General features: G+C 54.3%; 17 protein-coding genes. 9 read left to right on the top strand and 8 right to left on the bottom strand.

Going from position 1 to position 18,099, the window contains the following annotated elements; genetic code table 11:
• Positions 1-68: 68 nt before the first annotated feature.
• From CLV88_RS06615 to CLV88_RS06595, 5 genes are all read left to right on the top strand, one after another.
• Positions 69-974 (top strand): alpha/beta fold hydrolase, encoded by a 906-nt coding sequence (locus CLV88_RS06615; protein WP_106607620.1) that lies wholly within the window; start codon positions 69-71, stop codon positions 972-974.
• Entirely contained in the window at positions 965-2,350 is a 1,386-nt protein-coding gene (gene leuC, locus CLV88_RS06610; protein ID WP_207797032.1) for a 3-isopropylmalate dehydratase large subunit, read from the top strand. Before CLV88_RS06615 ends, leuC begins: the two co-directional genes overlap by 10 nt.
• A gap of 11 nt (positions 2,351-2,361) precedes the next feature.
• Positions 2,362-2,967 carry a 3-isopropylmalate dehydratase small subunit gene (gene leuD, locus CLV88_RS06605; RefSeq protein WP_243403588.1) on the top strand — a complete coding sequence of 202 codons (606 nt, stop codon included), beginning with the start codon at positions 2,362-2,364 and terminating at the stop codon, positions 2,965-2,967.
• A gap of 19 nt (positions 2,968-2,986) precedes the next feature.
• Positions 2,987-3,871 (top strand): LysR family transcriptional regulator, encoded by an 885-nt coding sequence (locus tag CLV88_RS06600; protein WP_106607617.1) that lies wholly within the window; start codon positions 2,987-2,989, stop codon positions 3,869-3,871.
• A gap of 415 nt (positions 3,872-4,286) precedes the next feature.
• Positions 4,287-4,706 (top strand): putative quinol monooxygenase, encoded by a 420-nt coding sequence (locus CLV88_RS06595; RefSeq protein ID WP_106607616.1) that lies wholly within the window; start codon positions 4,287-4,289, stop codon positions 4,704-4,706.
• Positions 4,707-5,242: 536 nt separating this feature from the next.
• Here CLV88_RS06595 and otnC read toward each other — a convergent pair.
• The 7 genes from otnC to CLV88_RS06560 form a co-directional block, all read right to left on the bottom strand.
• Positions 5,243-5,887: a 3-oxo-tetronate 4-phosphate decarboxylase gene (gene otnC / locus CLV88_RS06590; protein WP_106607615.1), complete on the bottom strand. Its 645-nt coding sequence runs from the start codon at positions 5,885-5,887 to the stop codon at positions 5,243-5,245.
• Complete coding sequence (gene otnK / locus CLV88_RS06585; RefSeq protein WP_106607614.1) at positions 5,884-7,113, bottom strand: 3-oxo-tetronate kinase; 1,230 nt, start codon at positions 7,111-7,113, stop codon at positions 5,884-5,886. The genes otnC and otnK overlap by 4 nt, the downstream gene beginning before the upstream one ends.
• Positions 7,110-7,907: an N-acyl homoserine lactonase family protein gene (locus CLV88_RS06580; protein ID WP_106607613.1), complete on the bottom strand. Its 798-nt coding sequence runs from the start codon at positions 7,905-7,907 to the stop codon at positions 7,110-7,112. The genes otnK and CLV88_RS06580 overlap by 4 nt, the downstream gene beginning before the upstream one ends.
• Positions 7,904-8,185: a putative quinol monooxygenase gene (locus tag CLV88_RS06575; RefSeq protein ID WP_106607612.1), complete on the bottom strand. Its 282-nt coding sequence runs from the start codon at positions 8,183-8,185 to the stop codon at positions 7,904-7,906. The genes CLV88_RS06580 and CLV88_RS06575 overlap by 4 nt, the downstream gene beginning before the upstream one ends.
• Complete coding sequence (locus CLV88_RS06570; protein ID WP_106607611.1) at positions 8,185-9,696, bottom strand: tripartite tricarboxylate transporter permease; 1,512 nt, start codon at positions 9,694-9,696, stop codon at positions 8,185-8,187. Before CLV88_RS06570 ends, CLV88_RS06575 begins: the two co-directional genes overlap by 1 nt.
• Before the next feature lies 1 nt (position 9,697).
• Positions 9,698-10,447 (bottom strand): hypothetical protein, encoded by a 750-nt coding sequence (locus tag CLV88_RS06565; RefSeq protein WP_243403587.1) that lies wholly within the window; start codon positions 10,445-10,447, stop codon positions 9,698-9,700.
• Between the two features lie 71 nt (positions 10,448-10,518).
• The gene (locus tag CLV88_RS06560) at positions 10,519-11,526 is read right to left on the bottom strand and encodes a Bug family tripartite tricarboxylate transporter substrate binding protein (protein ID WP_106607610.1); all 1,008 of its coding nucleotides are present in this window, start codon (positions 11,524-11,526) and stop codon (positions 10,519-10,521) included.
• A 134-nt stretch (positions 11,527-11,660) separates the two neighbouring features.
• Between CLV88_RS06560 and CLV88_RS06555 the strand changes: the two genes are divergently transcribed.
• From CLV88_RS06555 to CLV88_RS06545, 3 genes are read left to right on the top strand one after another with little or no spacing between them, the layout of a single operon-like run.
• Positions 11,661-12,752 (top strand): isocitrate/isopropylmalate dehydrogenase family protein, encoded by a 1,092-nt coding sequence (locus CLV88_RS06555; RefSeq protein WP_106607609.1) that lies wholly within the window; start codon positions 11,661-11,663, stop codon positions 12,750-12,752.
• A complete protein-coding gene (locus CLV88_RS06550) occupies positions 12,749-13,768 on the top strand; it encodes a Gfo/Idh/MocA family protein (protein WP_106607608.1) in 1,020 nt (339 codons plus the stop codon). Before CLV88_RS06555 ends, CLV88_RS06550 begins: the two co-directional genes overlap by 4 nt.
• A 2-nt stretch (positions 13,769-13,770) precedes the next feature.
• Positions 13,771-14,448 carry a GntR family transcriptional regulator gene (locus CLV88_RS06545; RefSeq protein WP_106607607.1) on the top strand — a complete coding sequence of 226 codons (678 nt, stop codon included), beginning with the start codon at positions 13,771-13,773 and terminating at the stop codon, positions 14,446-14,448.
• Positions 14,449-14,832: 384 nt separating this feature from the next.
• Here CLV88_RS06545 and CLV88_RS06535 read toward each other — a convergent pair whose 3' ends face one another.
• A complete protein-coding gene (locus CLV88_RS06535) occupies positions 14,833-16,563 on the bottom strand; it encodes a sulfatase-like hydrolase/transferase (RefSeq protein ID WP_106607605.1) in 1,731 nt (576 codons plus the stop codon).
• Between the two features lie 416 nt (positions 16,564-16,979).
• Between CLV88_RS06535 and CLV88_RS06530 the strand changes: the two genes are divergently transcribed.
• Positions 16,980-17,804, top strand: coding sequence for a helix-turn-helix domain-containing protein (locus CLV88_RS06530; protein ID WP_165798823.1), 825 nt, complete (start codon positions 16,980-16,982; stop codon positions 17,802-17,804).
• The last annotated feature ends 295 nt before the right edge of the window (positions 17,805-18,099 follow it).

The raw sequence follows: 18,099 nt of genomic DNA, 5'->3' as shown, positions 1-18,099 counted from the left end.
TTTTCCGATTAGTAATTCCCAATTAATCTGAGATAACGAGGGAAAGAAAACTTCCCGAGGAGGTCGAAATGTTTGAGGAATTCGTGGAGGAACGGATCGAAGGAGATGGTGCAACCTTGTTTGTCCGTCGCGCAGGTCCTGTGGGCGCGCCACCGGTCGTTCTGATACACGGCTACCCGCAGACCTCGGCCATGTGGCATAGGGTGGCGCCGGTTCTGGCACGGGACTTTCAGGTGATTTGCCCGGACCTGCGGGGCTATGGGCGATCCGACAAACCGCCCTCCAGCGTTTCGCATTTCCCGTATTCCAAGCGGTCAATGGCAAGGGATATCCACGCGGTGATGGCGCGGCTCGGGCATGACCGGTATCTGGTCGGTGCCCATGATCGGGGCGCTCGCGTAGCGCATCGTCTGGGGCTTGATCATCCGAAACATGTTGCCGCCATGTCTTTGCTGGATATCGCGCCGACGCGAGAGATGTATGCCAATACATCTGCCAGATTTGCCGAGATGTATTGGCATTGGTTTTTTCTGATCCAGAAGTACCCGTTGCCTGAACATTTGATCGGTGCCGACCCCGAAGGGTTCTGGAAATTGAAGTGCTTCAATCAAGCCCGTGGTGACAATCCGTTTGCCGATGCGGCGCTGGACGAATACCTGAATGCCTTTTCGTGCCCCGACGCCATTCACGCAAGTTGTGAAGACTACCGCGCCGCCGCCACCATCGACATTGAGCATGATGACGCTGATCAAGGTCGCAAGCTGCCCGTGCCGGTCCAGGTCCTTTGGGCCAAACATGGTGTGATCGAGACCTGTTTCGATGCACTTTCGCTTTGGCGCCAGCGTGCCGAAATGGTCGAAGGTGAAGCGCTTGATGCGACGCATTACATGGCTGAAGAAATCCCCAACAAAATAGCCGCGCGTATGTCCGGTTACTTTGCCCGCAACCCTATCCACGCAGAGGCATCCAAATGAACCGGACCCTTTATGACAAGTTGGTCGACGCCCATAAGGTCTGCGATCTGCCCGATGGCGACATGCTTATCTATGTCGATTTCCACATCATGAACGAATACACCAGCCCGCAGGCCTTTTCCGGGCTCGATACAAAGCAATTGGGCGTTTGGCGACCCGAGGCGCATTTGGCGGTGGTCGACCATGTGAACGCAACCCGAAGCAGCGAGCCGCATGATGCAGCATCAAAACTGCTTATCGACAATCTAGAGGCAAACTGCACCAAACACGGTATCGCGTTTTATGGTTTGGGCGACCCACGGCAGGGCATCGAACACGTCGTGGTGCCGGAACAGGGGTTGGTCGCGCCCGGCATGCTGATCGCTTGCGGTGACAGCCATACCACCACCTATGGCGCCTTTGGCGCGTTAGGGTTTGGCATCGGCACTTCGGAGGTGGAACATGTGCTGGCCACCCAGACGCTGCGCTACAAGCGTATGAAAACCATGCGCGTCACCGTCGAAGGCGGCACTGCCCCCGGCGTGACAGCAAAGGACATTATCATGAAGATCGTGCAGGTCGTCGGGGCGGGTGGTGCGAATGGGCATGCCGTAGAATTTTCTGGCTCTGCCATTCGCGGGCTTGATATGGCCGGACGTATGACCGTCTGCAATATGGCGGTCGAGCTGGGCGCTCGTGCAGCATTGATTGCGGCAGATGACATCACCGATGCCGCGTTGCTGGGGCACCCTCATAGTGGTCGTTTTGAATTCAAAGGTGAAAGCTGGGTCAGCGACCCCGAAGCCGAATTTGACAAGGAATTTGTGATCTCAGGCGCCGACATCGAACCCTTGATCACCTGGGGTACCAGCCCGGATCAATCCATACCAATCACTGCAAATGTGCCGGTCGCGGCAGACTACGTCTCTCCCAAGGCCAAGGCGGCTTTGGAACGTTCATTGCAGTACATGGGATTGTCCGAGGGGCAATCAGCCCAGTCGATAGAAATCGACACAGCATTCATCGGCTCTTGTACGAATAGCCGTATCGAAGATTTACGAGAGGCGGCCAAAATACTGGAAGGTCGGCATGTGGCGACAGGCGTCGAAGCAATCGTAGTGCCCGGCTCTGCCATGACACGTCTTAAGGCCGAAGCCGAAGGCCTTCGCGCAATCTTCGAGACCGCCGGATTTGAATGGCGGCCTGAAGCTGGTTGTTCGATGTGTCTGGCGATGAATGACGACATTGCCATGGATGGCGAGCGGGTCGCTTCATCAACCAACAGAAATTTCGAAGGACGTCAGGGCCGTGGCGCGCGCACCCATTTAATGTCCCCTGCAATGGTCGCGGCAGCCGCCGTGTCTGGGCACCTCGTTGACGTGCGTGATTTCAAATGAAAGGCAAACTGATGACCAAGACGATCAAAGGGATCGCCGCCCCCTTGCCGCTGGCCAATGTCGATACCGATGTGATCATGCCCAAACGATTTTTGATCACGATCACCCGCGAAGGGTTGGCAGACGGTACTTTTGCCGATCTGCGCTTTGACAACGCGGGGCAACACCGCCCGGAATTCACTCTGAACCAAGCGCCTTGGACTAAAGCGACGATATTGGTTGTCGGCGACAATTTTGGGTGTGGGTCTAGCCGGGAACATGCTGTCTGGGGTATGAGGCAGTTGGGGATCAGCGCCTGCATCGGGACAGGTTTTGCCGGGATTTTCTACGACAATGCCCGGAAAAATGGTCTTGCACTGCCGGTTGTTTCCCCCGCAGCACGGGACGCCCTCTTGCAATTCGCCAGCAACCCTAGCGGCGCCGAGATATCGATTGACCTAAATAGCCGTACAATAACGGCGGGCGAAACCTCCGTACCTTTCGAGATGGACGATGCCACACGAACATCGCTGATCCGAGGCCGCGATGATACGTTGGACTCGCTCGAATATGCAGGCGCAATCCGCGATTTCGAGGCCGGATTAAGCGATGGAATGCGAATTAGCGTCATCAAGTAAACGATCAAAGGAATACGGATTGAACATCAGACAACTGGAATGCTTCGTCGCCGTCGCGGAAGAACTTCACTTCCGACGCGCGGGCGAACGTTTGGGGCTGAGCCAATCCGCCCTCTCTGAACGGATTGCGGCGTTGGAGCACGAACTTGGAGTCCGGCTGTTCTTCAGGACGACCCGACAAGTCAGCATGACCCAAGCCGGGTCGGAGTTCCCTCAGGATGCCAAAAGGATTCTTGCCGATATCGAAAGGTCGGTCTCCAATGTTCGCCACACCGCCGAGTCCGACCTGCGCCACATTCGCGTGAGCGGTGTTGATGAGGCGATCTCGATGCTGTTGCCCAAAGTGCTACTCTCATTCCGCGAAACCGATCCAAACGTCCATGTCCAGGTTCTGGAAATTTCGTCCTCCGAGCAGCATGCTCAAGAGTTGATCAGCCATCGCACCGATGTGGCTTTCGTACGAACGCCTCTGGAAGAAAACTTTATAACCAGTAAGCTGCTGCACAGTCAGCCTGTCGTGGTGGTCCTTGCCGATACCAACCCTCTTTCTGGTTCTGCGTCCCTTTCCGCATCTGAAATCGCAAACCAACCGATCGTAGGTTATCCAAAACACGCGCGACCAATTTTGCATGAGGTACTTTGGAGCGGTTTCCGACAGATTGGTGCACAGCCGAACATTGTTTGCGAGATCATCGACAAGTCCACACTATTGCAATTCGTAGCTCAAGAGCTCGGGATCGCACTGGCACCAGCTTGGGTCCGGAACATTGCTCCCCCAGGGGTCACCTTCGTTCCATTTGAACCATGCAGCAACCCAATCGACTTGTACGTTGCATTTCGGAAAACCGGAAACTCTGCCGCTATTGAAAGGTTTTTAGAAGTCGTCGGGACCACCGGTGACTAAATATGTTCGTCGCCAATAACGTTGATGATACAGGACCCCATGGACCGCTTCCCAAAAATCATCCGCAGTGCAGATAGCTGCCGGAGGCGGCCATCTGCCAAGCGGTCACCAATGACAGTTCGGTCCCGCTCAACGGACCTTAGTTCAAATTACGGCGAACGGCTGGAACGAGCCCATAGCAGACCTTTAAGAGCCCTGCGGCGTATGACGGGTCGGAGCCCGAAGCAGACATCGTCAAGGCCTCAGCATTGGTAATGGTGGAAAAGAATTTGGAAATGCTCACGTTGATCCATTTCTCAGGACTTCCCATGCACTGTTAGGTTAGCAGGGACATACTTGGCTTCAGAAAATTCAATGTCGAAGACGAGATTGTGCTAGCTTGAGCAGATGTAAATTCTAACAGGAGATTAAAACCATGAAATATTTGCAACTTATTGGAGCCACCTTTCTTTTCGCAGGATCCGCCCTGGCTGACGGTCATAGCGCAGATGATGTCCACTGGCACATTACGATGACAGTCAACTCCGGGAAGGCAGATGCAGTTAAACCGCTTCTAGACCGGATGGTCTCCGCTACGCAGGCCAACGAGCCGGGCGCATTAACCTACGATTACATGGGTGAAGGCGACCAAGTGCACATTTACGAACGCTATGCTGACAACGCTGCGGCGATGACGCACATGGGGAATTTTGGTGCTAATTTCGCTGAAGAGTTCCTCGGAACCTTCACTATAACGTCAGTCGTGGTTTATGGGCCGGCAGGCGACGATCTGAAGGAAGGGCTAGCACCGTTCTCACCAACGTATTTTCCTCAGATCAGCGGCTTTTCGCGCTGACCTGATGGCTTTCTAAGTGGTCGCTCTGTTCTGCAGAGCGGTCATCCAGGCACGGCACAGCGAACGACCGCAAAGTGGTCATTGGAACCTCACGTAGCGAATGTCCGTATCGTCCCGCTCTTCAGACCTTCGCGGCACGTCGAACTAGTTCACACATTGCGGGACAAAGCGGCCTGTGCGGTCGCGGCTATAAGTCTCATCCAAACGCCACCATCGGTTCGACGTGCATTTGGATGGTTGCGCTCTCAACGCGACCTGAGGTGAGTGTTTGACGCCCCACCTGTTCAATGCCGCGTGGTAAACAACGACACCTCATTCAGCCAAAATTTCTTCTAGATCGCGTAAGAAAACGCCATAACGCAAATAGAAATACATGGCGTGCAAAGTAATATCCTTAGGAATTTGGCTACTTTTGAAGGAAATCGATCTGAAACGCACTCGATTTATCGGCAAGGATCACATTGCGCATTGTCGCAACCCACAACAAGCAAATCAAAATCTTCGCGGACTAACCTTTGCCTTCGCCACCCAGGTTGCTACCAGTCCACATCAAATGTTCTGATGATACTTTGGACCTGTTCAGGCGATAACGCTGTCGGAGACATCCCACGGGTCAGCAGTGCTAGCTTTGCTGTTTCTTCTAATTCCTCAATAGCATAGGTCGCGGCCCACACATCCTTACCAGCCACGACAGGTCCATGATTTGCAAGCAAAACAGCAGACCTTTTGCCGGCTAAACCCCGGACAGCTGTGCTCATGCCCGCATCGCCAGGGAGAAAGAAAGGCAGCAGTTTAACGCGCCCCAGTCGCATGATCGAATAGGGTGTCAGATTTGGAAGGATATTCTCAGGGTCCGTATCAGGCAGCATCGACAGGGCAACAGAATGTGTGGAATGCAAATGAACGACAGCGCCGGTTTGGGCACGGGTGTCATAGAACGCACTGTGAAGCGGGATTTCTTTGGTGGGCTTGTCGCCGCTTAAATGTCGCAGGTTTTGATCCAGCTGACTGATCTTTGCCGGATCAAGGAACCCCATCGAGCTGCCTGTTGGGGTCACCAGCAAAGTACCATCAGACAAGCGCACCGAGATGTTGCCGGATGCGCCACAGGTCAGTCCACGGTCAAACATGGATTTCGCGATTCTGCAGATATCCTCTCGCGCCCGGGCCTGCTCACTCAAGAACTCGTCTCCATCACTTTCAGGGATGTTTCAAAGAAATCCCGGTCGCCAAAATTACCCGACTTCAGGGCCAATCCCACATCTGTACCGCCAATGCGCACCACAGGAACACCCGGTGCAATCCGCGGCCCGATGGTGAGTTCCGTCGCCTTCAGACCCGACACCACCGACCCAGACGTTTCGCCACCGGCAATGACGAACCGCGCAAAGCCGCGTTGGACAAGACAAGCAGCCAGATCAGAAAACAAGGTTTCAATGGCCCTTGCAGCTGTATCGCGGCCGAATCTGAGCTGGGCTTCTTGAACGACTTTCGGATCGGCGGACGAAAAAACCAACGGGCTGCCCGGTTGGGCCTGAACCCAGTCAGCCAAAGTACTGGCCGTAACGGCCCCGGAAACAGCGTCTTCAGCCGAAATCTCTTTCGACGGGGCGATCTTACGATATTGATCCACCTGCCCCCGAGTTGCAATTGAACAGGACCCGGAAATGACCACGGCCCTTCCTGTAACAGATTCCCAATGGGGTGTTGCCGCCTGCGCACCAAAATTTGCGGGCAAGCCAATCGCAATCCCGGAGCCGCCGCACAAAAGAACCTCCCCTTTCGCCGCTTGGCCAATCGTCAAAAGATCGGCGTCGTGAATGGCGTCAACGATCACCATGGCGGGACCGTCTGGTAAGGCGGCACGCACGGCGTCTGGCCCATGGGTCACTGTCTGGGCGTTTATGTGCGACACCGGCCAGCTGGTCTGCTCACCCAGAACCCGCCGCAGGTCGGGGTCGGTCATCGGTGTCAGCGGATGGTTTTGCATACCGCTTTCGTTCAGCAGCCTGTCTGAGACAAAAAGATGCCCCTGATACACGCTGCGGCCATTCTCAGGAAATGCAGGGCAAGTGATCACGTGCTGCGCGCCAAGTTTGGCGGCCAAGGCCTCCAAAACGGGGCCGATATTGCCCTCGGCAGTGCTATCAAACGTCGAGCACACTTTGAAAACGATCTGTTCCGCGCCCTGCGCCAATAACCAGTCACAGGCCGCCAGACTGTCGTGAACGGCCTGACCAACCCGCGCCGTCCGGGATTTCAACGCAACAACACCCGCCTCAAGCGTGGCGTCAGCCGGACGGTCCGGAACGCCTATAAACTGCGCGACGGACATTCCGCCTTCGGCCAACGTCAGGGCAATATCTGAAGCCCCGGTAAAATCATCCGCGATGACACCAATTTTCATAAGTTGATCTCTGCAATGGGGCCGGTATCCAGCCTGAAAATGTGATCCGAAGCCCCTTGGGCAAATGCGCGACGCACAATCGGGTCGTGACCTGGCACAATTAACTCGCGCCGCGTGGCTAACGTTTCAAGACGATCAAATCCCGTCAACATGTTCTCCAGATCGACCACGATTGGAAAGGGTTTTCGCAACCACAGGTTTTCATAGAAATGTGCCGCATCCGAGGCCAGAACCATCCACCCTGCCTGCGTTCGAATACGAACAGCCTGGAGGCCCCGCGAGTGTCCGCCAATGCAGTGCACTGTCACACCATCCGCAATCTCGGCATCGCCGTCATGAAACGTCAATTTGCCCTGATAGAGCCGTTTGATCGCTTCACAGACATGGCCCGCCGTAAACGGCATCCGAAGTGTGTCGTGACACATGCATGGCCCCGTGGCAAAAGCCAATTCAGCAGCCTGTAGATGCAGGTGAGCACTCGGGAACAAGGCCAGTCCACCAGCGTGGTCATAGTGGAGGTGGGTCACGATCACCTCGGTCACATTTTCTGGAGTGAGCCCCAGCGGCGCAAGCGCTTCAACCGGATTAAGACGAATAGGGCGTCCGCGAGAGCTGGCCTCGTCCTCATCATATCCAGTGTCAACCAGAATGACCCGATCGCCATTTCGCAGCAACCACATGTAATAATCCATGGCATGCGGGGCGTCGTGATTGTCGTCAAAGATAAAACTGTCCGCGCGTGTACGCGCATTGCGATCCGCGTATTTGACCGCATGAACTTCCCAGTCGCTCATCGGATCACCTCGTTAAAAAGCCGGACCTGTTTTTCCTGGATCATACTGGACACGGCGGCATCGAATTCTTGAAAATGGGCGCTGGCCAGATGTGCATCAAAGGCCGTGCGATCATCGTAGACCTCGTAGAGAAATACGATGTCTCCATCCCGGCACACATCGAAATGCTGACAGCCCGTTTCAACCTTGCGCGAAATGCGCGCATTCCGGGCCATCAGCGGCAGGAAGGACGGCATCATTTCTGGCTTGACCACAAAAGTTACGGTTACGGCATACATCAGATAACTCTCTGTTTCAGAGCCTGGAAAGTCCGGCGAACAGCCGGCACCTGCGCAAGGATCAGTGTCACATTCAACGTCAGCAGAATGGCAGCGCCGGGGCGGGAAACAAAGACCGAAAGATCACCATCCGAAATCAGCAACGAACGACGGAAGGTTTCGTCGAACAACCCGCCCAGAATGACACCAATGACAAGCGGAGCAATCGGATACTTCAGCAATGTCATGAAATAGGCGACGAACCCCACACCCAACATCAGATAGAGATCGTTGATACCGCCCCCGACGCTGAAGGATCCAATGGTGGTCAGAACCATGACAACGGGCAGAAAGACAGTCTGTGGAATGCGCAGAATGTGGATGAAGACCCTGGCGGTGAACAGGCCAAGGACGAACATGGTGAAGGATGCCAGCACCATGATGGCGACGACACGCAGAATGATTTCCGGATCAATCGTTGGCCCGGGAATAACATTGTTGATCTTGAACGCCCCCATCAGTGCCGCCGCAGGGGGTGAGCCCGGAATCCCCAGAACCAGCAGCGGAATGAGCGCGCCACCAATACAGGCGTTGTTGGCGGTTTCCGACGACAGCAGCCCTTCGATTGAGCCTTTGCCAAAGTTTTTGCCGTCTTTAGAGACGGATTTTCCAACACCGTAGCTGACCCAACCGGCCACGTCTTCGCCAACGCCTGGCAAAGCACCGACGCCTGTGCCAATGACACCGGATCGTGTGATTGTTGGCATGTGACGCCGGATGGCTATCATGTTTGGCAATATCCGACCCTGAAGCTTCAGCATTTTGGCAGCCTCAACATGGCGCAGCCCTTCGATGATCTGCGGCACCGCAAAGGCCCCCATCAGCACCGGAACCACCTGAAAGCCGGACAGCATGTAAGACCAGCCAAAGGTGTAGCGTGGCTCAGACAACAGGGGATCCATGCCGACCATCGCCATAGCCAGTCCGATCAGCCCGGCGATCCAGCCTTTAATCACCAGATCCTCGCTCATCAGAGTACCGGACAGGAGAATCCCAAAGAGCGCCAACAGCGCCTTTTCCGGGCTGGCAATATTTTTGGAGATCAGCAACAGCACCCAGACAAAAATCAGCAACGCAACGGTGCCAATCAGCGTGCCAATAAAGCTGGCAGTTGTTGTAAGGCCCAAGGCCTCGCCGCCGCGGCCGGACCTGGCCAACGGATAGCCATCCATCGCGGTCGCCGCACTTGCCGCGGTGCCGGGGATGTTGAGGAGGATCGAAGGATAAGAGCCGCCGTAAATGGCACCAACGTAAGCTCCGAGCAGCGCAATGAGCGAGTAATCCAGCGGGATCTTATTGCCAAAAAACCCGGTCAGGATGGTCACCGCCAGAGTGGCCGTCAGCCCTGGCAGCGCGCCGAAAGTGATGCCCAGAAAGACCGAAGTGATCAGATAGACATAGGTCAGCGGATCAACGACCAGCGCGACAAAGGCCTCGCCAAAGCCGGAAAGTTGGGAAAAAACGAATTCCATGTCAGCGGCTCCAGAGCGGCTTTAACGAGACGAAATAGTGGTATTCGATCTGCTTAAAGATCAGCCCACCACGGTTCGGTACGTTCTGGCGAAAGCCAAAGGCCATCGCGCAGACCAGAACCAATGGCGCGGTCAGCGCAATTGTGGGAATAACCCAGGCCAGACGGGTGCCACGGTTTTGTAGAACCACCCAGACCGTAAATGAAATCCAAAGGACCAGCGCCAGCAGATCATCATCATGCTGCGCCCACTCTGATCGTGGCAGGTGCGCCGCCATCGCATAGGCGCCAGCAACGGCCACAATTGCGGCTGACAACAACATCCGCTGCGGTTTGCCCAGATGAAACCCATAGATCAAGGCAGTGATCAGCAGGCCGGAACAAATGACAAAGTCCACGCGTGGCACCAGGCCCGCGACATAGAAAAACAAGATTACCCCGATGGTTGAGAACCGCCGTGCCTCGGCCCTGTTCCAGCCGACACCTGCGGCGGACAACGCTGTTTTCGCTCCTCCGGAACGCACGGCAATGAACAACAACACAAATGACAGAACTAAAAGGCAGCCGAATATCCCAAGCGGGACAATGGCTGCGGAATTGTACCAGTCTGCGCCACTGACACCTGCTCGATTTCCACCAAACAAAGGAATGAATGAGCTGCGCCAGATGAAAAACACCGATGCGGCCATCAGGACCAGTGAGGTCCAGAAATCACGGGCCCTCAGAATGACCAGCTCGTCAGAATTGTTCACTGTGAACTCTCCACCATGCAGTCAAAGAGCGCGAACCTCTCGCGCCCTTCAGGTTTATCTGAAATTGCGGATCAGGGCTTTTCGATACCCAGCGAAATCGGATCAACCGTTGTCGCGCCAAGTTCTTTCAGCGTGTAGGCAAAGGTGCTTTCCAGAGTTGCGAACAACGCCTGTGCCTCAACGCCATACTGGCCGCCGACATCATAGTTATTGGCCGTCGCCCATTCGGCCACGATGTCCGAAGCAATCGCTTTTTCAAAGGCACCGCCAAGGGCTGCTTTCACATCGTCGGATGCCGAGTTGTGCACCGCAAAGCCAATCGCCTGTTTGAGCGGCAGATACTTGTCCAGACCATCATAAATCGAAAACGCAGATGGCACAGCGTTGCCACCAATCTCAACCGCATCCGGTGTCAGCATGGCCAGAGGTTTGAGCATACCACCTTCGATAAGTGCGGCTTGTTCAGCCAGAGAGGTCACGACAAGAGCGACTTCACCGGCGATGGCGGCCTCCTGTCCGGGGGCAGAGCCTTTGTAAGGGATAAACTTAAACTCGGCCCCTGCCCCGTTTTGAATGGCTAGAAGGTTGAGGTGATGGATAGAACCCGCGCCTGATGCCGCCGCCGGAATGGTGCCCGGCGCTGCTTTGGCCGCATCTACGAGGTCTTGCAGGGAATTGTATGGGCTGTTGGCCGGCACCGAGATCAGATCCGGCGAGCCACCCACGATAAACGGGTACCAATAGTCGAATTTTTTGTCCCAACCACCCTGAACCGCTGCGGTCACATTGGATTCCGACAATCCAACAAGCGTGTAACCGTCATCTGGCTGATTCATCACGTAAACCATGCCGTTGGACCCCGCGACACCACCAGTCTGGTTGGTCACGTTGATGGACACCGGCAGATGCTTTTCCATTTCGGCCATAATCATGCGGTTGATCGAATCTGTTCCTCCACCAGCGCCCCACACAACAGCGGTTGTGATGTCGCGGTATGGATACTCCTGCGCGAACGCGCTGGTTGCCAATCCTGTGATCACCACTGCGGCGCCTGCAAGTTTTGCAATGCCAAATTTCATTTTGTGTCGTCCTCCCAGACTGTGCGTTTATTGTTGCATTTATTTGCGTATGCATTAATGAATGCATTGTCAACATTTTTACTGCAGAGCGGGACAGAACATGCCATCAAAGAAACGCGAAAGGGGCACCGGAAATGACGCTGAATCTTAATATTGCGGTGTTTGGAGGGGATGGCATCGGGCCGGAAATCACTGATCCAACGTTGAAAATCCTACAGAGCCTGTCTTCGGCCTCAGACGAGTACGCACTCTCATTTGGTGTTGCTCCAGCCGGTGCCGCCCATTACGCAAGCACGGGCGAAGCCCTACCCCCCAGCTCCATGGAAATTGCCCGAAACGCGGATGCGATTCTGTTATCTGCGATGGGATTGCCAGATGTTCGTTACGCCGACGGGACCGAAATTTCGCCGCAAATTGATCTGCGAAAAGCCCTTACACTCTTTGCCGGCGTACGCCCTGTCACGGTCCGCGCGGGCCAGGAAAGCCCCTTAAAAATTCCGGCGGGCAAAGAAATCGACTTTGTTCTGATACGGGAAAGCACCGAAGGGTTGTTTCATACGCAAGGGTGCGGTGAGCTGACAAAGGATGAGGCCCGCGAAACTCTTCTGATTACGCGCGAAATCTCTGAAAAGCTGTTTCGGTTCACCTTTGAGCTGGCCGCCAATCGAAAGAAGTCCAAACGTGGCCCGGGGCAGGTCACCTGTGTCGACAAGGCCAATGTGTTCCGGGCATTTGCCTTTTTCCGCGAGATTTTCGACGCAGAAGCAAAAAAACACCCCGACCTGACGGCGGATCACGCCTATGTCGACGCGGCTGCACTTTTGATGGTGCAGAAACCGTGGGAGTTTGATGTTTTGGTCACCGAGAATATGTTTGGCGACATTCTCTCAGACCTCGGCGCGGGGCTGATGGGCGGGCTGGGGCTCGCGCCCTCTGCGGACATCGGGCTTGAGCATGCCGTGTTCCAACCCTGTCACGGCTCTGCACCGGACATCGCCGGACAAGGTATTGCCAACCCGTTTGCAATGATCCTCTCAGCCGCGATGATGCTTGACTGGCTGGGTATCAAACACGGCAATGACGCCCTGGCGGCGGACGGAGCGCGCTTGCGACACGCCGTCGAAACCGTTGTTTCCGAGGGCCGCGTCCTCACACAGGATCTTGGCGGGCGCGCCGGAACAGCCCAGGCAGCAGAGGCTGTCGCAAAGGCATTGGAAACCCTATGACCTCTCTGGTTCGGGTCGCCTGTGTTGGGGCGGGATATTTCAGCCAGTTTCACTATGAAAGCTGGTCACGTATTGAACGTGTAGAGCTTGTCGGGTCCTGCAATCGCGATATCAGCAGAGCGCAGGCGACTGGCCTGCCCGCCTTTGATGACCTGCGCAAGATGATCGAACATACACAGCCCGACTTGTTGGACATCATTCTGCCGCCAATTGTGCATGCACAGATGATCCGAGTCGCCTTGGATGCGGGCATCAAGACACTAATCTGCCAAAAACCCTTTTGCCAGAACAAGGCCGAGGCCGAGGCCGTGACTACCGAGGCGGAAGCTGCGGGCGCCCGGATCATTGTTCATGAAAACTTTCGCTTCCAGCCATGGTACAGGGCCCTGAAGTCCGCAATAGAGGCGCAGCGGATTGGGGATGTGCACCAGCTGACGTTCCGATTGCGCCCCGGAGACGGCCAGGGACCAGATGCCTATCTTGACCGGCAGCCCTATTTTCAAAAGATGGATCGGTTCTTGGTGCATGAAACCGCCGTGCATTGGGTGGATACATTTCGGTATTTGCTGGGGAACCCCATCGCCGTATATGCAGACCTTCGCAAAATGAATCCGGTGATTTCGGGTGAAGACGCCGGATATATTCTGTTTGATCACGCCAACGGGAGGCGATCAGTTTTTGATGGAAACCGCCACCTGGATCACGCCTCGGACAATCACCGCCGCACAATGGGCGAAGCACTGGTGGAAGGTACAAGCGGAACAATTACCCTGCGTGGCGATGGTTCACTCCGGCTCAGGCAATTCGGGGCAACCGAAGAAACCAACCTGTTGGCGCCGGATACCTGGAACGGGTTTGGTGGCGACTGTGTCCATGGGTTGCAAAAGCATGTAATTTCGGGCCTTTTGGACAATACGCCACTAGAAAACTCCGCGCGGGAGTACTTAAGAGTGATTGATATCGAAGACGCGATATATTCCTCGGCGGCAACGGGACAAAAAGTATCTTTGGAGTAGCTTTGAAACATCAGACCGCCAAGCCTCTTTCAAACACGCAACGCGCCATTCATGAGTTGCGCGAACTGATTTTCTCCGGAGATTTGCCGGCAGGTTCGGATCACTTGGAAAGTGAGTTAGCGACGCGCCTGAACATGTCCCGCACCCCCATTCGTGAAGCGGCCCTCACACTTGAGGGCCAGGGATTACTGGAACTGCGCCCGCGAAAAGGTGTCCGGATCTTGCCGGTCTCAGTCGAGGATATGGTCGAAATATACGACGTACTTACGGAACTGGAGAGTCTTTCAGCCCGGCGCGCCGCAGAAAGAAACCTGAATTCGATCGCCCTGACACCATTGGCCAAATCGATTGAAGACATGGAAAATGCACTTGTCTCGGGCGCATTGGAAGACTGGGCCAATGCTGATGATCTTTTTCATCAGGAACTGGTCAATCTGGCTGGAAATTCACGCATTAAGTCCATTGTCTCGATGATGAATGATCAGGTCCGCCGCGCGCGCTCTATCACACTTTTTATGCGCCCCCTGCCTTTGAAATCTAATGAAGATCACAGACAAGTCTTTGAAGCCATCAAATCAGGTGACGGTGAGCGTGCGTCCTTGATTCACAAAAGGCACCGCCAAAACGCCAAGAAACTGATTGTTGGCCTGCTGGAAAAGCACAGGCTCAACAAAATTTAGGGTCGTGTCGCAAAGTGGATGCGCTGCAAATTTTGAAAACGCTAAAAAGTAGAATTTTGTTATTCTTCCGATCTGAAACACCGTCAGTCTTACAATTGTAAGCGTCAATCTGATCGATTCTAAGGCTGGTTTTGCGGTCCTTAGCATCAAAGGTCAGTTCCGGAAGGGACGCTATTTTTCGAAAAGAAATTTTGCGACTCATCCCATTGCCATCGTCCAGACCCGGTCGCGATCCTGCCCGGCGATTTTGCGCACCAAACCGGTCAATCACCGCCATTGCAGCGAAAGACCGGTCAAGTTAGCCGGACTTCAAACAATCCGTTTCAGCTGGTCGTCGTGATATAGTAGGAGAACCGCCGCCGGGACGGCAATTCTCAGATACCGCTATTCACCGTATCCCGGTTCACCCAATTCGTACGGCAATTGATCGAGATGCTCTATGAATTCCAGTGGATCAAACGGAAGATCATCAAAATCTGCTGGCGGGTTTGAGATGGCCAAGGTGGCCGTTCGTGCATTGGACAGGTTTGTATATGCTCGCCCACGGTTGTGTTCGCGATCCGGATATTTCTGCTTCCACAATTCATGCCGAGCACGCATCCGCTTGAACGGCTCTTTGAAGTGGAAACCACCGACGACGATTGGATTGGCTTCACGATGGTCGTTGTAAAGGTCATAGACCGCAGTAAGCCCGGACTTGGCTTGCCCCGGATCATCTGATGTCCAGTGGATTTTGTAGTGATCTTTGACTGTAGCTGCCAGGTCAGGCCCTTGATAGATGAACACATGGTCGCGCCGACCATGGGTATCCCCGTTAAGCAGCAGCGCCGTTTGATCAATGCCGTCGATGATACGGTCGGTGGGAATATGTTGGGTGGCTCCTGCCAACCGTGCAAATGTCGTGAACAGATCGGTTTCGTGGATCATATCAGCAGCATAAGTGCCTGGCTCTATCACACCCGGCCAAAGAGCTGCTGCAGGCACCCGAACACCACCTTCTGTAAAGTCACCTTTGCCACCACGAAACAAGCCTTCACCCAGGCCGGCACCGGCAGGTGGGTTGTGTGTCATCGGGCCATTGTCGGCCATGGCAACAATCAGCGTGTTTTCTGCAATTCCCAATTCTGCCAGAGTTTCCCGAAGAAGGGCTATGTCAGGTTCAATGACGCGCTGATAACTTTCGCCCACCATGCCGCGCTGCAAGGTCACTTTCTGAGGATTAGGAATGAAAGACATCCAGAGCGGCCACCATGCGACGTAGAATGGCTTGTCCGCTTCGGCGCTTTGGCGAATGAAGTCGATCGCACGCTTCCGGCTCTCAATGTCGAAATCATTGTAGTCCTGAACCTCTTGTGAGCCGTTGCGCCATTCGGCTGCCTGTTCCCCTTTGTTGCCTTCCATGTAAAAGACAAACCCTTCGTCCTGAACGAAACTGTGGTCGCGCTGATAGGGATTGTCAGCAAGCAGCTCCTCTTTCATCCCAACAATCGCGTTGGCACCCTCGCCCGTTGCATTGTATAGGCTTGTGACCTGATTGTAGAGCGCCCAGAACGCTACATCAAAACCCTGGTTGATCGGATAGGATTCCTCCGTATCCCCCAGATGCTGCTTTCCGAAGAACCCGGTTGCATAGCCTTGGGCAGACAGCACTTCGGCCAAGGTTACATTTTCGGCAGCCAGTCCAGTATATTCAATTGGAAACCCGATTTCCCAAGTACCTGTGCGGATTGCGTTCTGGCCTGTTAGCACAGCGGCACGGCTTGGTGTACATCCTGGCTCGGTATACATGCGCGAAAACTGCATTCCTTCTTCGGCAAGCCGGTTCAGATTCGGTGTCGAATAGCCTCGTATTTGCTGATAAATCGGATCACCGAAAGCCATTGGGGGCTGGTCATCCCACATATAATGAACGATATTTGGAGGCGCATCGTATTGCTCTCTCAGGGCCGCCAGCTTCCCATCCAACTCGCCGTCCTCAACGGCCCAGACCTTACCGTACTGCGCTTCCAGAATGTAATACTCGGCATCATGAACGATTGTGTTTTCCTGCGAAATTGCACTTGTCGCGAGCGCCGCAAGGGTCGCAATTGCGCCCGCCGTTCGTTGTTGTTTCATGGTCTGGCTTCCTTGTTTGAGTCGGTTTGGTTCTTCAGGCCATCAGAGATCAGCCGATGGATCTAAGCAGATAGTGATTGAGAAGTAGCGACAGGCGGCTGAGCCAGTTCTAAACGTTCTTCCTGCGTCAGAAGCGTGCCTATGCGTTCTGAACGTTGTTCGCCCTTTGGGAGCGGCGGGTGTCCCGTTGAAGCCGATTTACATTCTCTTCGTGCCACGAGGGTCAACTTGCTCAGACACTCATCTGGGGGTTAACATTGCCAGCAAACTACTTGAGGCCGGAAATGGACCACATCAAAAATTCGCCAAACTTGCCCGGGTCTGAACCACCGGTTGTGATGATGTTGCCTGAGCCAAATGACATAAACAGCTTCTCTCCGTGGGAAATCGATTTCCGACAGATCGAGGCTGGTCCAATGGAAACCAAGGTAACAGTCAGGGCCGGAAGCATCCTAACACTGTTGAACATTTCAATGTCCCGCGCAGTACATCAAACCGGTGTTTCGCCAAAGGGGTTGCTTACGTTTGGGATCATTCGGCGAAACGAAGTTCAAGTCTGGCAAGGCCAGGACACATCGGCATCAGAACTGCTGTCTTTTGGTAGTTCTGATCCGTTTGACGGCGTGAGCGCCACGCGCTTTTGCGGAACAACAGTTTCCATCAGAGAGCACGATATCGAGCATTTGGCTGACGCGTTGGGCCTGAACATACCCGAAAGCTTGCGCACTTCCGCGACGCCCGCAATTTATGTGCATCACAAACGTCTGGCTGCAATACGGCAACTCTCTGAACAGCTTACGGACGGTCACGATCAGCCAATGACTGAAAACGTCCAAGAGGAGATTGTTGCTAACCTCCTATTGGTAGCAAATTCATATGATCAACACGAAGACAAAAGCACACCTTTGATCCGGTCTCGGACCGTGTCGAAGACTACAGAATTGATGCTTGCGCTCTTGGGCGAAAATGTTCCGATCAGCAAAATTTGCAAGGAGGTCGGTGTTTCATGGCGCACTTTAGATCGTTCCTTTCTCGAAAAGTTTGGTATCGGACCAAAGAAATACTACCATCGATTACGCCTAAATCGGGTGCGCTCCGATCTGATCCATAAAGCCAATCACTACAATATTTCCGACATCGCCAACCGCTGGGGTTTTTGGCACCTAGGACAATTCGCTCAAGACTACCACAATATGTTCGGAGAGTTGCCATCAACAACGATGCGGATCAGCGGTGAATAGCCATTCTATCCTTCAAGATTACTGTGAGAGTTTAGGCTTGGATGTTGGCGACCAACAAGGATGCACTTGGCCATTCAGTCAGATTGCACCGGAGGTCTGCTGTCCGCCCACAGCTGCCAATTAGTGCGCTTTACAGCATCCGTCATTATGCGCTCAGTCCTGCCATTCGTCGCACTTGTCACAGAAGACTATTAGGCGGAGAGGCTGTGTGAAAACTCCCCCATTCTGACCGGACTGATGGTATAATTTCTGTATTTGGTACGGAGGTTGTTGATGACGCAATTTATCGAGGGTC

Source organism: Shimia abyssi, from assembly GCF_003014475.1.
Taxonomy (GTDB): domain Bacteria; phylum Pseudomonadota; class Alphaproteobacteria; order Rhodobacterales; family Rhodobacteraceae; genus Shimia; species Shimia abyssi.
The sequence above is the reverse complement of the archived record's forward strand: the minus strand, read 5'-3'. Positions and strand labels throughout refer to the sequence as shown.

What these genes read in the sequence shown, in the direction of transcription:
- CLV88_RS06615 (WP_106607620.1), top strand. Translation starts at nt 69, where the DNA reads ATGTTTGAGGAATTCGTGGAGGAACGGATCGAAGGAGATGGTGCAACC.
- leuD (WP_243403588.1), top strand. Translation starts at nt 2,362, where the DNA reads ATGACCAAGACGATCAAAGGGATCGCCGCCCCCTTGCCGCTGGCCAAT.
- CLV88_RS06595 (WP_106607616.1), top strand. Translation starts at nt 4,287, where the DNA reads ATGAAATATTTGCAACTTATTGGAGCCACCTTTCTTTTCGCAGGATCC.
- otnK (WP_106607614.1), bottom strand. Translation starts at nt 7,113, where the DNA reads ATGAAAATTGGTGTCATCGCGGATGATTTTACCGGGGCTTCAGATATT.
- CLV88_RS06580 (WP_106607613.1), bottom strand. Translation starts at nt 7,907, where the DNA reads ATGAGCGACTGGGAAGTTCATGCGGTCAAATACGCGGATCGCAATGCG.
- CLV88_RS06575 (WP_106607612.1), bottom strand. Translation starts at nt 8,185, where the DNA reads ATGTATGCCGTAACCGTAACTTTTGTGGTCAAGCCAGAAATGATGCCG.
- CLV88_RS06570 (WP_106607611.1), bottom strand. Translation starts at nt 9,696, where the DNA reads ATGGAATTCGTTTTTTCCCAACTTTCCGGCTTTGGCGAGGCCTTTGTC.
- CLV88_RS06560 (WP_106607610.1), bottom strand. Translation starts at nt 11,526, where the DNA reads ATGAAATTTGGCATTGCAAAACTTGCAGGCGCCGCAGTGGTGATCACA.
- CLV88_RS06555 (WP_106607609.1), top strand. Translation starts at nt 11,661, where the DNA reads ATGACGCTGAATCTTAATATTGCGGTGTTTGGAGGGGATGGCATCGGG.
- CLV88_RS06550 (WP_106607608.1), top strand. Translation starts at nt 12,749, where the DNA reads ATGACCTCTCTGGTTCGGGTCGCCTGTGTTGGGGCGGGATATTTCAGC.
- CLV88_RS06535 (WP_106607605.1), bottom strand. Translation starts at nt 16,563, where the DNA reads ATGAAACAACAACGAACGGCGGGCGCAATTGCGACCCTTGCGGCGCTC.
- CLV88_RS06530 (WP_165798823.1), top strand. Translation starts at nt 16,980, where the DNA reads ATGGAAACCAAGGTAACAGTCAGGGCCGGAAGCATCCTAACACTGTTG.